Source organism: Acetivibrio cellulolyticus CD2 (assembly GCF_000179595.2).
GTDB classification, from domain to species: domain Bacteria; phylum Bacillota; class Clostridia; order Acetivibrionales; family Acetivibrionaceae; genus Acetivibrio; species Acetivibrio cellulolyticus.
This window is the reverse complement of record NZ_JH556659.1, coordinates 132024-147379: the sequence shown is the minus strand read 5'-3', so window position 1 is coordinate 147379 and position 15356 is coordinate 132024. Positions and strand designations below refer to the sequence as shown.

General features: G+C 35.6%; 18 protein-coding genes. 2 read left to right on the top strand and 16 right to left on the bottom strand.

Annotated elements, in window-relative coordinates; translation table 11 throughout:
- Positions 1-3: 3 nt before the first annotated feature.
- Positions 4-1173, top strand: coding sequence for an iron-containing alcohol dehydrogenase (locus ACECE_RS0220855; protein WP_010250762.1), 1170 nt, complete (start codon positions 4-6; stop codon positions 1171-1173).
- Positions 1174-1198: 25 nt separating this feature from the next.
- Positions 1199-2404, top strand: a complete 1206-nt coding sequence (locus ACECE_RS0220850; protein WP_010250760.1) for an MFS transporter — start codon at positions 1199-1201, stop codon at positions 2402-2404.
- A 118-nt stretch (positions 2405-2522) separates the two neighbouring features.
- Here ACECE_RS0220850 and ACECE_RS0220845 read toward each other — a convergent pair whose 3' ends face one another.
- The 16 genes from ACECE_RS0220845 to ACECE_RS0220775 all read right to left on the bottom strand — a co-directional run bounded on the left by ACECE_RS0220845 (position 2523) and on the right by ACECE_RS0220775 (position 15310).
- Complete coding sequence (locus tag ACECE_RS0220845) at positions 2523-3314, bottom strand: sugar phosphate isomerase/epimerase family protein (protein ID WP_010250759.1); 792 nt, start codon at positions 3312-3314, stop codon at positions 2523-2525.
- A gap of 69 nt (positions 3315-3383) precedes the next feature.
- On the bottom strand, positions 3384-4298 hold the full coding sequence (locus ACECE_RS0220840) for a sugar nucleotide-binding protein (protein WP_010250757.1): 915 nt from the start codon (positions 4296-4298) through the stop codon (positions 3384-3386).
- 13 nt (positions 4299-4311) lie between these two features.
- On the bottom strand, positions 4312-5247 hold the full coding sequence (locus ACECE_RS0220835; protein WP_010250755.1) for a glycosyltransferase: 936 nt from the start codon (positions 5245-5247) through the stop codon (positions 4312-4314).
- Positions 5237-6370, bottom strand: coding sequence for an FAD-dependent oxidoreductase (locus tag ACECE_RS0220830; protein WP_010250753.1), 1134 nt, complete (start codon positions 6368-6370; stop codon positions 5237-5239). Before ACECE_RS0220830 ends, ACECE_RS0220835 begins: the two co-directional genes overlap by 11 nt.
- Positions 6371-6504: 134 nt before the next feature.
- A complete protein-coding gene (locus tag ACECE_RS30375; protein WP_235715989.1) occupies positions 6505-6633 on the bottom strand; it encodes an ATP-dependent Clp protease proteolytic subunit in 129 nt (42 codons plus the stop codon).
- 83 nt (positions 6634-6716) lie between these two features.
- Positions 6717-6908: a hypothetical protein gene (locus tag ACECE_RS32700; protein ID WP_010250751.1), complete on the bottom strand. Its 192-nt coding sequence runs from the start codon at positions 6906-6908 to the stop codon at positions 6717-6719.
- 135 nt (positions 6909-7043) lie between these two features.
- Positions 7044-7799 carry an alpha/beta hydrolase gene (locus ACECE_RS0220820; protein WP_010250749.1) on the bottom strand — a complete coding sequence of 252 codons (756 nt, stop codon included), beginning with the start codon at positions 7797-7799 and terminating at the stop codon, positions 7044-7046.
- Between the two features lie 135 nt (positions 7800-7934).
- Entirely contained in the window at positions 7935-8816 is an 882-nt protein-coding gene (locus tag ACECE_RS28415) for an SDR family NAD(P)-dependent oxidoreductase (RefSeq protein WP_010250748.1), read from the bottom strand.
- A 57-nt stretch (positions 8817-8873) separates the two neighbouring features.
- Entirely contained in the window at positions 8874-9485 is a 612-nt protein-coding gene (locus tag ACECE_RS0220810) for a TetR/AcrR family transcriptional regulator (protein ID WP_010250747.1), read from the bottom strand.
- 145 nt (positions 9486-9630) lie between these two features.
- Positions 9631-10188, bottom strand: coding sequence for a hypothetical protein (locus ACECE_RS0220805; protein ID WP_010250746.1), 558 nt, complete (start codon positions 10186-10188; stop codon positions 9631-9633).
- 388 nt (positions 10189-10576) lie between these two features.
- Complete coding sequence (locus tag ACECE_RS0220800) at positions 10577-10972, bottom strand: hypothetical protein (RefSeq protein WP_010250745.1); 396 nt, start codon at positions 10970-10972, stop codon at positions 10577-10579.
- A gap of 13 nt (positions 10973-10985) precedes the next feature.
- Positions 10986-11990, bottom strand: a complete 1005-nt coding sequence (locus tag ACECE_RS29715; RefSeq protein WP_010250744.1) for a metallophosphoesterase — start codon at positions 11988-11990, stop codon at positions 10986-10988.
- A gap of 245 nt (positions 11991-12235) precedes the next feature.
- Positions 12236-12622, bottom strand: coding sequence for a hypothetical protein (locus ACECE_RS0220790; protein ID WP_010250741.1), 387 nt, complete (start codon positions 12620-12622; stop codon positions 12236-12238).
- A gap of 264 nt (positions 12623-12886) precedes the next feature.
- Positions 12887-13441, bottom strand: coding sequence for a hemerythrin domain-containing protein (locus ACECE_RS0220785; protein ID WP_010250739.1), 555 nt, complete (start codon positions 13439-13441; stop codon positions 12887-12889).
- A 325-nt stretch (positions 13442-13766) separates the two neighbouring features.
- Positions 13767-14210: a helix-turn-helix domain-containing protein gene (locus tag ACECE_RS0220780; RefSeq protein ID WP_010250737.1), complete on the bottom strand. Its 444-nt coding sequence runs from the start codon at positions 14208-14210 to the stop codon at positions 13767-13769.
- 23 nt (positions 14211-14233) lie between these two features.
- Positions 14234-15310: an alpha/beta fold hydrolase gene (locus ACECE_RS0220775; protein WP_010250735.1), complete on the bottom strand. Its 1077-nt coding sequence runs from the start codon at positions 15308-15310 to the stop codon at positions 14234-14236.
- Positions 15311-15356 lie beyond the last annotated feature (46 nt).

The following is a 15356-nucleotide window of genomic DNA, read 5'->3' as shown; positions in this document are numbered from 1 at the left end:
GACATGAATAATTTCGATTTTTGTAGTCCGACTTATTTTGTATTCGGTAAAAGCAGAGAGACGGAAACGGGAAAATACGTTGCAAAATTCGGGGGAAAGAAAGTTTTAATTCATTATGGCGGTCAATCGGCAATAAAATCAGGGCTTCTTGAACGTGTTAAAAAGTCATTGGACGAAGAAGGAATCCTATATGTAGAGTTGGGTGGAGTAAAACCAAATCCGAGAAGTGAATTGGTGTATGAAGGCATATCACTGTGCAAAAAGGAACAGGTAGATTTTATTTTGGCAGTAGGCGGAGGAAGCGTTATTGATTCTGCAAAGGCTATTGCTATGGGAATAGTATACGATGGAGACTTTTGGGACTTTTTTAGTGGAAAAAGCCCTGTGAAAGCACTTCCAATAGGAACAGTTTTGACTATTTCAGCAGCGGGTAGTGAAGGTTCTGAGAATACTGTTATTACAAAAGAGGATGGAATGCTAAAAAGAGGTGCCGGTGGAGATTGTCTCCGTCCTAAATTTTCAATTCTTAATCCCGAACTTACTATGACTCTTCCAGCTTATCAGACAGCTTGTGGTGCAACCGATATTATGGCTCATGTATTTGAGCGCTATTTTACAAATACAAAGGATGTAGAGATTACGGATCGTTTATGTGAAGCGGTGTTAATGACAATGATAAAAGAAACTCCAAAGGCAATAAAAGATCCAAATGATTATGGAGCACGTGCTAACATTATGTGGGCAGGAATGGTTGCGCATAATAATATTGTTGGTGTAGGAAGAGAGCAGGATTGGAACAGCCATGGTATTGAGCATGAATTGTCTGCTTTATACGACTGTGCACATGGTGCCGGTCTTGCTGTTATCATGCCCGCATGGATGTCGTATGTAGTGGAACATCATGATTGTATGCGGTTTGCACAGATGGCAGTGAGAGTATTCGGCTGCGAAATGGACTTTGAGAACCCAAAGGCAACAGCATTGGAAGGAATTAATGCCTTTAAGAGTTTTTTGTCTTCCATAGGAATGCCTGTTAATTTCAAAGAGCTAGGAGCAAGAAAAGAAGATATTCCCACACTCGTGGATAAATTTGGTATTGGTGATGGAACTACAGGTGGATATGTGCCTTTAGATAAAAATGCAGTTACAGCTATTTATGAGTTGGCGGTATAGGCAAGTTGCAGATGAGGTTACAATAATGGACAAACAAAAATTATGGACGAAAGAATTTATAATAAGCGCCTGCGTTAATTTCTTTGTTGCGTTGAACTTTTACTTGTTAATGATAATTACTTCTGAATATTCAATAAGTAAATTTAACTCATCGCCGAACACGGCTGGTTTTGCCGCCAGCATATTTATAATCGGCGCTCTGATTTCGCGTGTGTTCACAGGGAGATTTATAGCACGGACCGGTTATAAAAATATGCTTTTTATCGGTGTTATAGCAGGTTTAGTTATGTCGCTCGCTTATTATGGAATTAACAGCATTATGCGCCTGCTTATTATCCGATTTTTTCATGGCGTAGCGTTCGGTATTACCTCTACGTCAACAGCTACAATCGTATCGGATATTATACCGGAGGAAAGAAGAGGCGAAGGCATTGGGTATTACTCATTAAGCCAAATTCTTGCCACGGCGATCGGCCCCTTTTTAGGCATTTTTTTAAGCCAGCTTGGAAGTTACAGCGTGATTTTTGCCACATGTACAATTGCTTCAGTAATCAATCTTTTAATAGTACCATTTCTATCTCTGCGCAAAAAAGAATTCAAACATGTGCAACAGAGCGGAATGCCTGGAGGCAGGATAAGTAATTTTGTCGAACCAAAAGCTATCTCAATTTCAATCGTTTGTTTGCTGATATATATGTGTTATTCAAACATTGTGTCTTTTCTTGCTGTATACGCTAAAGAAATCAATTTGGCGGATGCGGCCAGATTCTTTTTTATCGTTTATGCTGTTGTCGTTTTAATTTCGAGGCCAATGGTTGGCAAGCTTATAGATTCCAAAGGTGAAAATACAATCATGTACCCTGCAATTATAGTATTTTCAGTAGGTGTGTTCGTGTTCAGCCATAGCTATTACGGCTTTATGCTTTTATTATCGGCAGTTTTAGTCGGCCTTGGATTCGGCGCCATTGCATCAAGCACACAGACAATCGCGGTAAAAGTAACTCCCCCCCATCGTTTAGGGTTGGCAAATTCGACATATTACATGCTTTGTGACATTGGGATGGGAATAGGCCCCTTGGCTGTGGGATTTATTATTCCATACACCGGTTATAGGGGGATGTATACTATTGTATCAGCCATTGCTCTTGTATGCATCTTACTGTATTATTTACTGCACGGTAAAAAAGTAACGAATGAAAATAGTGCGCATAAACAGGACACATTAAATTAATATAAGAATAGGATAGTCTTTTAGGTCAAGAGCAGGCCATCTGTTTGTACTCCATATTTTTCCGAAGTGACTCTCTCATTGCATATTTACCTTCCTTGCTTCGGTTGTTTCTCATAAATCATCCTGCAAAAACCTCCTGGACATACTTCATAACTTCTTCCAAAGCTTTCAAATCTTCTGTCCTGCTCATTTCAATTGAAATAAAGCCTTGATAGTCTTCACCCAATAAAATATCTTTTAGTTTTTGATGTAAATCATGTTTTATAATAGTCTTAAGCCCAGGTTCACTGATATGAACATGATTGATATACTTTACTTGTCCAACAAGCTCGCATACATTTTCTCTATTATGCAGCATAGTTCCAACATCTAAATTCAGCAGAAAACCTTTTGAATTGACACGTGGAATCAGCTCCAATGCAGCTGTTGTATCATTGATATAATTTGTATTGTAAATAGGGGGATTGGCCTCCATTCCTATGATGTTTCCAACGCGGGCCGCGTAATCACCTAATTCCTTAAAAAACTCTACAGCAATATCCTGACTTGCCCCTTCCGGTAAATTGCGATTTCTTGGGCATCCAAATACAAGGTTTTTACAGCCTACAGCCGCCGCAAAATCTATGGACATCTTTGTATAATCTAAAAGCGTCTTTCTTTCTTCGTCTGAGCCGAACAGTTTTTCGTGACGGCCATACCAGATTGACTGCATAGAAGAAATCACAAAATCATATTCCTTCCTCAGCTTTTCACTCCATGTCACAGCATCAGCAATCTTCTCGTAAGGTGCATCTGAAAATATTCTGGTCGGAGCAATTTCAAGGCCAATATATTTATATTTCTTCATAAGATCATATACCTGTAAGTCATCTTTCGACTCCCAAGCAATATTAGATATTGATAAATTCATCCAACTAATCTCCTTCAAAAATTCCCCTTGAAAAATCATTTTCTTTGATTTTTTTCAACATATTAGTAGTCATTGTTCCACATACTCCTTGACTCTTCTTAGAACCTCTTTCTTATTACAGATATATCCACTACCCCCGCCAAATATCGCATCATATACCGTCCTGAAATCATAATCTGCAGGCATTCCTGGAAGTTCATTTATAAATTCTTCACCTGTAAGATACTTATAAAGTTCTCCTGCCGAAATAGGTTCTGTAGCAGGATGCCATAATTTGATATCGTGGTCAATAGCAATATGAATGTCGCTCCATAAACGTTTCAGCGGATAAAATTGATAAATGCTCCTACTATCTGTGAAATTCAAGGCACTAAACCCAAGGCGTCTGAACTTTTCTTTAAGCATTCCTTTATCCGTATCCTCTAGATTTCTTACTTTATAAAAGCCATTATCCTGCAATTGATAATATTGCTTCAAGTCCGGATCTTTCAAAGAAAGTTCATCCATCTTTTCCTTCTTCAACATAAAAGGAATCAAATTGATAAAATCATAAATAAAATTCTTTTTTAGATTTGCTCCAAAAAGACCTGGTAAGCGAATAATCAATGCGTCAGGGAAATTCTCCCTTACCCAGCATTCTAACTGATATCTGTTGTATCCATATGCATGCAAATTTTCTGTATCAATACCCGCATTTTCATCTACATTTTTGGGAGATTTGAATACATCTATTGTTGAAATCAGCACAAGTTTCTTAGGCTTGATGGCAGCAATATTTTTTTCGGCCTGAAAAATTAACTCCATATCTTTTTCGGGTGCATTATTTGCTAGATACTTTTCTGCCCGCAGTCCTGCATATATTAAAAGGTCCGGATTTGTTCCATAAGCTTCTTCGATGTTTTTTGAATTATATGCTACGTCAAATGTTCCTTCTGCATATATATTGCTTCCCACAAAGCCGGTATATCCTACTAAAGCCTTCATGCTTTTTTCTCCTCTACTTCGTTAATTTTTCAATGCTTTCAAAACTATATCTTTTTCTCTTGAATACCAGTTCAATTAGAAGCTGCAGGTATTTAATAACAATAGTCAAAATAGCAAACAAACCAAAGAATGCAACTGAGAGGAAAAGAATTGTAGTTGTCCAACCTTCTACCGGAGTGCCTGTGCAATAGATAACCAGGGAATATATGACCATAAAGACTGTCATAAGCATCATAAAAAAGGTCATTAATGTGGAAAATCTATATCCCACATCCGTAAAAAGAATTAATGAATCTGTCGCCAATCCTCTTCTATACTTATGTTCTTTTTTATCAGCTGTTGAATCGGTCTTCTTTACTTCATAAATAATACTATCTGTTTTTAAACCACAATTTGCATAAATTGCTTTCCTATATGGAACTGTCTTATTCATACTGCTAATGCGATTGATCACCCGGCGGCTTAAAATGCGAAAACTTTCTGTAGTCATCTTATATGAAAGATCAGTAAATTTATCAAATACAAAATAAAAGATACTAGAAGAAATTTTCTTTTTCTTATTTGGAGATGCACTTACAATGTCATAGCCTTCAAGAGAACGTCTATATATTTTCATAATCTCTTCCACATCATAGTCCATTGTTGTGGAATCAAACTCGAACACAAAATCCCCTATTGCTAAGTCCATTCCTGCATTCATAGACATTTCAAGGCCATGGAAATAACTCATATTGAGTACTGATATACTTGTGCTCTTTGCCTGTGCGCTCACCGCTTTGATTTTCTGTATGCTTTCATCATTAGAATTGTCATTAACACAGATAATCTCAGAGTTTTCGAAATTATCTTCTAAAACAGAAACGATAGTTTTTAAAAATCTTTCGATTCTATTCTCTTTATTATGTACATATATAATAGCGGATACAAAATTTTTCTCTTTATTTTTCATCACCTAGCACCTCGTCTAAGTCGTAAACTGTATTAATTTTTCCCGACAGAACACCTACAAAAGTAGGATTCTTAGAATATGTTCTTATTACTGTAGGTCTAGAATCATCTATTTCAGAGCTTATCAATATTGGCTTCATTGAAAACAGAGAATTTCTATATTCAAAGCCATATTCATCTTTAAGATATTTTCTTGCTAGATTTGCCATATAGGGAAATGCAGTTTCTGGTTTTGCAGGACAGTCATTGCAGTTTCCTAAGCGTTTTGTAGAACAATTTCCATTGCTTTCTTTTTGACATGCAAATGTTGGGAGTTCGTCAGAGCTGGTAGTATGCGGCGTAAACGTAACAGACGTAAGAGAATGTAAGCCCGTTTTTCCAAAAGGTATAATTGAAAAGAAAGGACCGTCCATTATGGTAAAACCATATTGTTTCAATCTGTCATTAACATCACATAAAATAATTTCACATAGTTCATACTTTATTTTGAATTTTTCAAAACCCACCATTTCTAATATCTGATTAGTCGCTGCATATGTAGCATTCAAAAGGAATTCTGTCTGATAATTTTTACCATCATCTGTTAGAATCACGTAGCAATTTGGTTGTTGTTCTACTCTTTGTATATTGATTCCATACTGGATTTTCACATTACTCATACTAGATAATTTGCCTATGAAGTAATCCTTCAAAATCGTCGCATCATATGTATATTCTTTAGTAAGAAACGCACCATCACACATACCCTTCTTAAAAAATCTTTTCGGATGCAATTCCTCACATTGAATTTTTGCTGCTTTACAAAAGTTCTTAAATTGTTCGCCATTCGACCATGAATATTGTCTTGATGTGGCGTAAACTTTGTTAAATTCTCTGTTAATACAAAATCCATAGTCTTCACTAAATCTTTCAAAATATCCAGCTGACTTCATCGCAGTAGATATTGATCTTGGATAATGATATCCCTGATGCACCCTTGCCTGGTTAATGTAAGTCGCTCTTCGAAAAGGTGTAGGGTCGCATTCTAGCACAAGCACATGTTGTCCTTTTTGTCCGCAAAAAAGGGCAGAATATAACCCATACAAACCTGCGCCTATAATTATTTTGTCGTACTTTTCTATCATAATCTTAACCCTCAAACTTTTAATAATATATACTCAATAATTATATCGTCATCTTCAATTACTTTAGCAACTTCTCATATATAAATGCGCTCACGTATTAATTCAGATATGGGATAATTCAATCTTCACAATACTTAATTACCTGATGACAATAAAAATGCAGCCATTCCACAAGTTTTATTCATAGCTATAGTAGATACATCACAATTTATAAACTTAACAGTATCAGATATAGCAAAGCCAGAGTAGCATGGATGCTGCACCAAAATTACTCAAAGTTACTATTTATATTATCAGATATTTCTCTGCTCTTTTCAATTGACTCATTTAACATTTCATTGAATTACTAATCCATTCGTGTACTCCATTCTTTACTTAGGCTGTCATACATTGTTTTATTTTCAAAAAATAAAAATGGGGCAGAATAAAATAAACGATACGTTTCGTTCTCACAATTATCATATAAAACATACTCAATATTTGCATCAACCATATCAAGCATAAATGTTTTTAGTTCATAAATATATTTAGGTTGCAATTTTGTTAAATCTTCAGGATATGCCCCCTCATCTCTTTGGTATTGTTCAATTGCATTTATAATCTCTTCTGCTTTGTTTCACACTCTACTCTCCCATAATATCACATTTGTATATTATAAAAACAACTTAGTATATTATCTTTTAAAATTTGCTGTGTGGCAAAATTCAGCAACGACTTGAGCGGTATACGTTTGCTGCTTTTCATATGAAATGTCTGCTTTCCCGTCGCCTTGTTGTGGTCCATAGCATCCAAAACCTGCATGATTACCACCCTCAACAACTATCTCGGTAAAATTCAAAGGCAGATTTCTTTTATTCTTCTGGTAAGCTTCCTTATTCAGCACCCCGTCTTTACTGCCGTACATACTCAGCACCCTCATGCTGCTGGACGAAATATCAGCTGTCGAGTATGACGCCATAAGAATCAATCCTTCAACCTTTCCGCTGTTTTTCGAGACATAGCTTGCGGCCATACTTCCTCCAAGCGAGTGCCCACCTATATACCAATGCAGTATTTTGGCATTTCCGGAAATATATTTATCAGCTGCATTTATGTCAAATACAGCCAAATTGAACGGCATTTTGGGCAGGATACAAAGGATGCCCTTCTGCGCAATTTTGACCATCAGTGGCTCGTAAGCCGTATATTCAACCTTGCCGCCCGGATAAAAGACCATTGCAGTGTCGGCGTTACCCGGATCAAACATGAGTGCTCCTTTTATATTCGATATATCTATATCTCCGTCAATGCTTGCTTCCTTGATTGCAATATCATCAGCATGATAATAGTTGGAGGTGTATATTAAAAATGTACAGATAATAATCAGCAGAAATGAAACAAAACTTATTACGATTTTCTTTCCAATTTTCATTTTCTTTTTTGTATTCATAAACCCACTCCCATATTCGCATCACTCATCGCAGAACCCTCATCTTATAAGACTTGTTCCACCATCTAGCATATAATAAATCTCCACATTTTTAAATTATTACTTTTTTATCTTTACCCCTCATCATTTTACAATTTATAACTGCGTGAGTTTTTCTATTTCACGTAAAAGTTCTTCTGGAACAACAATATCAGGATTCTTGATTTCAATTATGTTGTTCAAGCGTGCTCTTATAAGATTTTTGTCAGTCTCACTTGATAAAATGTAAAATATTTGGTTTCTTATTGCATTAACTACACTTTCTCCGATTTCATCGGTTGTTACTCCATTATTTATAGCATTGTAAAAAGCTTTGAAGAAAAGTTCTGAATTCTCATTAATTACAGGACTTGATTTAGCTTCAACCGTCTCTGGTATAAATGGGTTTAATATATCCGAACTCACAAAACCAGGACATAAAACACTCACATTTATTTTTGAATTTATTAATTTGAGCTCATTATATAACGATTCCGATAACGCAACCACTCCGTGTTTTGTCACACTGTACATAGCCATTGTACCACCAATTGTGATTCCAGCATTCGAAGATGTGTTAATTATATGGCACTCGTTATCCTGTTTCAGCATAATAGGAATAAAAGTCCGTATTCCATATATTACACTCTTCAGATTGGTATTTATTATCCAGTTCCATTCATCATCAGTATTCTCCCAACTAAAACCCGAACTATAACCCACTCCTGCATTATTGCAGAGAATGTTAACCTGTCCATAAAGTCCAATTGTGTCATCGGCCAATTTTTTTAGGTCATCTTCTTTTGTAACATCAACTAACTTACATATTACTTTTTTTCCATTCTGCTCTAACTCTTTCTTAGCATATTCTAGTTTATCCTTGTTAATATCAGCAATAACAACTTCCGCTCCATTTTCCAGAAGTTTTTTTGCTATTCCTTTACCTATTCCCGATGCTCCACCTGTAACTACAGCTATTTTACCTACCAATTCTTTCATAATATTTCTCCTCTCTACATTGACTGATTTTTCAGTCATTTTTTGTTTTAAAAAAACTTATTTTCTTAACATCCTCATTATCAGATTTTTATCGGGAAGAGGTGCCCTATATTGGCCTGTATTATTTGAAATACCTATTCCAAGCATGATTTGCATAAGGAATTCCGTTAGCATATCGGGATCCCCTTCAACTATTTCACCTATTTCCTGCCCTTCAACTATTAATGGCCTTATAAGATTATATAATGGGTTTGGATTATCATTTACAATTTTTTTAACTTCATCAGATACAACTTCAAAATTTATAGCTTGGTGCATTACCATAAAATAGTATGGTTTTTCATTCTTATCTCTTTGATCTCTTAAAAAATTGATATACATACCTACATGAGCTTCAATTTTTTCTATTGGAGTACCTTTTATACTGAAATTTTGTTCCGCTGTATTTTTGGTAATTTCTAAAGAACGTTGGATGAGTATTTTAAATATCTCTTCTTTTGAAGTGAAGTATTGATAAACTAAGCCGTGGCTTATTCCTGCTTCTTTTGCAATGTCACTTATTTTGGTACTACCATATCCTTTCTCTGCAAAAGTTTTAACTGCTGCATTCAATATCAATTCAGTTTTTTCTTCTTTTATTTGAATATTCTTTTCTAGATTTCGTCCCATGAACACATCACCTAATTGACTGACTATTTAATCATATTATAATTATATTATGATTTCTATTTTTTGTCAAGAATGAAACTTTATTAGCTATCAATAGATTGCTACAGAGCACGTTTCCCTCTCTCCAAAGCCAAACTCAAAAATATTATTCCGATAATTTGCCTAAGCTTTTTAAAACATCATAAATATCCTTTTGCGTGCGCGGATCAACCTTTCTATCCATTCCAAAAAGTTCAATTTTAACGCCTTCAGCAGTATCTCTCATAACTGTTTCCCCTTCAGCTTGAAAACTCATTTCTGCTGCTGCCGGAAAAACACCCTCGTATTTTTTTACTCCATTGACCAAAACTGCAAACCTTCCATTTGGCTTGCCACCAACAGTCTTGCATCCTCCATCAAGTTGATTTTGAAAATCAATATCACGTTTCTCAATATTACTCAGAATTATTTCATGAGTCTTCCAGTTATAACTTTTAATATTATTTTCTGAAATTACAGGTATCTCATTAAGCTTGCTTTCTTTCCCATCATTACTTAATGTTTCAACTGAATCATATAAATAAACTCCAAATTTGGTTTTATTATTTTCAATGTTGTATTTAGTCCCCAAATTATTTAAGCTATCATGTTGATTTGATGAACACGAACATAAAAATAGAATAGCACTCACAATGAACAAAACACCAATTTTAGCTACTTTCATAATTTCATCTCCTCTAAACTTTCAAAATGTATAAAAAATCAAAACTTCTTTGAGTAACCGCAAGGGAAATTTCGTATAACTCTTAGGATTTTGAACGAACTTACCGATGCGATTCAATAACCCTTTTCTTATCCAAAATTTCATTAAATTTACCACTATAATACATATCTTAGCTCACCGATATCTGGTTTGCAATATCTTTTATTACATTTTCTTTCACCAGCATGAGATTTTAACTTTTACCTAAAAATAGCTTTTTATATATTCTTTTAGCCTAAACTATACATTTACAACAAAGGCACCGGGTTGCTGACCTGATGCCTTTGCTTTTTCATGTATGAAATTGTTCGCGTCTCTCCAATTACCCTTTGTCATCTATAATAAATATTTACCAAGGATTAGGAAGTTTTATATTTATTGTGATAGCTTTAGCATTCTCTATATCTTCAATTTGAAAAACTGCTGTGCCATCAGCAGCATCCTCTTCTGCTGCCTCGTCAAGCTCATCAGAACTATCAACTATTTCCTCTTCATATTCTTCAGTCTCCAGTTCCTCCGCATTCTCATCTTCTAATATTTCCCCATCTTCAATGGAATCTTCGTCCATACCTAAACGCACGTACAGGTTGCTATCAATCTCATCTTCATATTTATATATAACATCCAGCGTCTGATCATACCAGTCTTGCACTACATCATCAGGACCGGATTCAATATCCCCCTGCAGTAAACTCAAAACTCCATCCAATTCTGCTAAATGCTTTTTAAAGGTGGCTTCACTCATCTCTCATCCCTCCTTATTTTCCTATTGGAATCGGATTACTTAATTTATATACATTGTTAGCAACATTATAAGTTACATTAAATCTGTTAACATTGGTTATTTTATAGTATCTTTTCTTATTCTTTTTAAATGTTGCAAAGCTTATTATATAAAAGCTGTATTGTGCATTTTGAACATTTCCGTCACAGTGTCCTCCCTGAGCAGTAAGATATATTGGTATTTTATGAGTTTTCATATCATAGGTTTTATATGAAAAGTAATAAGCATTTTTCTGAACCCAGCCATGCTTATGGTGGGCTGTTATGGCTATTATTCTGCCAGGGTACCTACTTGTAAAATCCTTTATAAACTTTCTAAATTTGCTATTAAATTGAGTTGATAACACATGACTTGAATTAAATTTTTTATCATTTTTTGTTGTTGCCAATATTTGTGGTGGAACATGCATGTCAATAATAAATCTGATAGTGTTGTGCTTCTTTATTAAATCTATCATTTTATCTTCAATACTTTTCAGGACTTTGCTGTAATCCTCGCCGGAAGGAAGTTTACCTGAAATTGTAAAACCGGTATCCAGAAGTACTACTGCCACTCTCGGTCCTTTATTGCTATCAAAAAGTTTAATTATATTATTGTGCTGCCCTATATCTTTTGTATAGTCATTACGGCTTACAGCTTTAGTTGTTTTTCCTCTTAAATAATCATGATTACCGATATTAACAAAAATTGGTGTCCTCGATGCGTTTATAGTTCCGTATTTTAATTGATTTTCAGTAATATTTACAAATTGTTTCAGTGAAGCCCCTCCATGATCTGATGCATCTCCACCATGTATGATTGTATAAACATTTTTAGAAACAATCTTTTTTAACAATTCACGATACCAGGTAGGATTAGTTGTACAATTACTCTGACCTATATGACTGTCTCCTAATAAACCTAACGTGAATGGACTGTTATTTTTAAATTTCGCAGCACGCATATTTAGTATTTTTGTGGAAGTATCATTTAAAGCCATTGAAATCCTCCTTTCTTATTTATATAAAACCATTAGCTATTTGACATATAATTAAATCACGTCATATCAAGAGCAAAGGCTTATATAATCTATATATGTTTATTGCTTTATAAATGATACAGAAATGTCTTCATATGAGTTGTCTGAATTGATATATCTGAATTGTAACCTTATCACATTTTTTTCAGTGGATATGTTTTGCCATAACAATTTCTGTGTGAGAACATAGCCACATAAGTTTAAATTTATCTTCGTATTCTTATTCTACAATTACCATCATCCCGAAAAGACTCTATTTCATAAAGCAGGACACCTTCTTTATAAATCGCATCATACAGCTTGGATAATTCCTCTGTTCTTCCGTCATAGGTTTTCCACTCATCTTCCGGCAAATCAATCTCCTTATATTTACAATCCGGATATACATCTTTAACCTGCTCAATATCAAATTTAAGCGAGTCATCAACTGTTCCAATCACATATTCAAGACTGTCTTCTTTCCAATTGAGTCCAAGACCAAGCAAGTTTTCTCTGCCAAATAGTTTGGCAAAATAATCCCAATAATCACCAATCTCCTCATATTGCTGATTATCAATTGTCACAAAACGTTTTGATATGCCCTTAAATATCATTACTTATCACTCCATTATTTGAATATTCTTATTTATACACCTTACTATAATTGAGCAGTTCATGCAACATTAGCTCTAAAAAAATCTAAAAGGCCTAACACCATCAAATTACAGGAATTAGGCCTTGATACAATAATAACAAAATTCTATTGAAATGATAAATTTTACATATAAAAGACTCAGATTCTGGTGCAAATATTTCTATTCCCCGAATTTTACCATTGTAATATCACAGAATCTATTTTTGCACCAAAGCCACAACTCTTATTTGTACTTTCTTTCAAGGAATTCAAGCAATTTTATATATTTATCCTGAACACCGGATTTTCCCATCTCTTTTTCAAAATCACCACACTCATTGTCAATCTTTTGTAGTGTTTCAGATGATAATCCCCTTTTTGCAAAAGGATATGCCACAGTATCTTCTTTATCAATATGTCTGTTTAACAGATGAGTATAGGATACTGCATTGGCAACAACATCAACCTTTGCATCGTTATCTCCATTTTTAACTGCTAATAGTGCTTCTTCAAAATCTTTCATAAAAAGTCTGCCAAGATCATGCTCAACCAGCATCCCGAACCTAACTAATTTTTCTGCTGCTCCTCCGATTTCATCAATCATCTTGCTAAAGAGGATTTTTTCTTCTTTTCCGTGATGATGATTATCAGCGTAGTTTCTAACAAAATCAATCATTTTGTCAAAATCGTCGTAATCTATATTATTGCCGTTCATTATACCAATGCAAGCGTTTCTGATGACAGCAAGCATTCTTTTTATTACTATGTGCTCATCTACCATTAAATTAATTCCATCCATATTTACACACCCTCTCTATCACCTATTCATATTGGGATTTATCTGCTAAATACTGATTACATGGGCATATCCTACAACTACGACCTATCCTCATTATAATAGCCATTTACACAAAATACTATTAATTCAAATCACTTTAATAAATACAAAATTCGGCCGTTAATTTCCCAATTCCAATCTGACCACTAAACCTTAAAATCCACCGACCTGAACATATGCCCGCTAACAAATAAAAAAGAGCTTTCCAATCTCCGGTTCCAACAAGTAAAGAGCAAGTCGCCCTGATGATCAAATGTGCCCAAGGTGGCTTGCTCTCTTGTTTCAGCTATACTTCTTCGGATGACTGTTGTGCCTGTTTCATGACTTCCGCTAATCTTTCTTCAAAGAGAGATGCCTTCATCAGTGCAATCCCTTCATTTTCATCGCCCAAAACGATGAGCCGCTCTCCCGGCTTCATATCCATCGTATCACGGGCAGCCTTCGGAATTACAATCTGGCCACGTTCACTCATCGTTACAGTGCCGAATATATGCTTCCCCTTCGGAGCAGGAGGTACAACTATGCCATCCTGATTTGTATCAAAATGAAGCAAAGAATCTACGGTGGTTCCATAGAATTCTGCCAACAAGGCACACTTTTCGACATCCGGAATGGTTTCTCCTTTTTCCCATTTGCCATAGGCCTGTCTTGATATATCTATTTTTTCTGCAATCTGCTCCTGTGACAGACCATTCATTGTCCGAAGCATAATCAGATTGTCTTTAAGCACGGCTTCTCATCTCCTTAATTCCATCATTCGGTCGGGAACAATTCCACCATACTGTTTACGGCTTCCAGATAAATATCCCTATGCACGGAATGGATAACATGGCTGCTGTCTGATGTTTCTCTCAGTTCACAGTTTGGCCCTATATACTCCACAGCTCTTTCTGCCTGTTCACGGGAAGCTGCACACAGATATACTCCCGTGTCCGCCGCATTCTCTTTTGCATGAAGATATATGCAGGGCACATCGATATTTTCGAAGATTTCTTTGTGCGTATATCCGTTATTCCAGCTGAGGTCATAAAAATGTTCACCATAAGCAAAATCGTAATCTACCACATAATGGAATATACTGACTGCCGACGATGGCATGAAGAATATCTTCACTTCTTCATCCGGATGCTTCTCATGATATTTTTGTGCATAATTCGCAATTCCATCCATTGAGTCTGCCATGTACAGCTGTCCCCAGTAGCAGTTGCGCAGATAATACGCTTCCCAGCATTCTGTCTGTTCTGACGAATTGTAGTCATGGAGCGGCTTGTATGTATCCAGATATGCAAAACTGGTTTTCCATCCTTCTCCTTCCGTAGAAAACACCGGCGGGTCTTCCAAAATGACACCGACAATATTATCTCCACCATATGCCGCTATATATGCCGCAGTCAAGGCTCCATTAGAATGCCCGGATACCACCGTCTTTTCTCCAATCACATTGTCGATAAACCAAATCAGGTCATCTCCGTTTACATCCAGATAGTAAAGGCTCTCATTATGACTGGACTGCCCGTGGCCATACACATCTATAGCATAGACGTGCCAGTTCTCGGATAATTCCGGCAAAAGTAATGCATAATCCTCCCACGCACCCATCTGACCGTGAATCAGAAGAAGCGCCGGTTTATCATTTTTTACTTCACCATAATTGATTGCATTTCCATTTGGCAATGTAACTTGTGTCTCCACGGCTCCTGCTTTCTCAATGCTCTTTTCGTATTTGTCATACCAATGAAGATTCCTGTAAGAGTAAACAGCAAAAACAACAATTGCAATAATTATAATCAGCAGAACGCTAATTCCAATAATACGCAGGGCTTTTTTCATGGCGAAACAACTCCTCAGTTTGTATGATTCTTCTTATTATTGTATA

Excerpts from the sequence above, each read along its gene's own strand:
- ACECE_RS0220855 (WP_010250762.1), top strand. The coding sequence starts at position 4 with ATGAATAATTTCGATTTTTGTAGTCCGACTTATTTTGTATTCGGTAAA.
- ACECE_RS0220850 (WP_010250760.1), top strand. The coding sequence starts at position 1,199 with ATGGACAAACAAAAATTATGGACGAAAGAATTTATAATAAGCGCCTGC.
- ACECE_RS0220845 (WP_010250759.1), bottom strand. The coding sequence starts at position 3,314 with ATGAATTTATCAATATCTAATATTGCTTGGGAGTCGAAAGATGACTTA.
- ACECE_RS0220840 (WP_010250757.1), bottom strand. The coding sequence starts at position 4,298 with ATGAAGGCTTTAGTAGGATATACCGGCTTTGTGGGAAGCAATATATAT.
- ACECE_RS0220835 (WP_010250755.1), bottom strand. The coding sequence starts at position 5,247 with ATGAAAAATAAAGAGAAAAATTTTGTATCCGCTATTATATATGTACAT.
- ACECE_RS0220830 (WP_010250753.1), bottom strand. The coding sequence starts at position 6,370 with ATGATAGAAAAGTACGACAAAATAATTATAGGCGCAGGTTTGTATGGG.
- ACECE_RS0220820 (WP_010250749.1), bottom strand. The coding sequence starts at position 7,799 with ATGAATACAAAAAAGAAAATGAAAATTGGAAAGAAAATCGTAATAAGT.
- ACECE_RS28415 (WP_010250748.1), bottom strand. The coding sequence starts at position 8,816 with ATGAAAGAATTGGTAGGTAAAATAGCTGTAGTTACAGGTGGAGCATCG.
- ACECE_RS0220810 (WP_010250747.1), bottom strand. The coding sequence starts at position 9,485 with ATGGGACGAAATCTAGAAAAGAATATTCAAATAAAAGAAGAAAAAACT.
- ACECE_RS0220805 (WP_010250746.1), bottom strand. The coding sequence starts at position 10,188 with ATGAAAGTAGCTAAAATTGGTGTTTTGTTCATTGTGAGTGCTATTCTA.
- ACECE_RS0220800 (WP_010250745.1), bottom strand. The coding sequence starts at position 10,972 with ATGAGTGAAGCCACCTTTAAAAAGCATTTAGCAGAATTGGATGGAGTT.
- ACECE_RS29715 (WP_010250744.1), bottom strand. The coding sequence starts at position 11,990 with ATGGCTTTAAATGATACTTCCACAAAAATACTAAATATGCGTGCTGCG.
- ACECE_RS0220790 (WP_010250741.1), bottom strand. The coding sequence starts at position 12,622 with ATGATATTTAAGGGCATATCAAAACGTTTTGTGACAATTGATAATCAG.
- ACECE_RS0220785 (WP_010250739.1), bottom strand. The coding sequence starts at position 13,441 with ATGGATGGAATTAATTTAATGGTAGATGAGCACATAGTAATAAAAAGA.
- ACECE_RS0220775 (WP_010250735.1), bottom strand. The coding sequence starts at position 15,310 with ATGAAAAAAGCCCTGCGTATTATTGGAATTAGCGTTCTGCTGATTATA.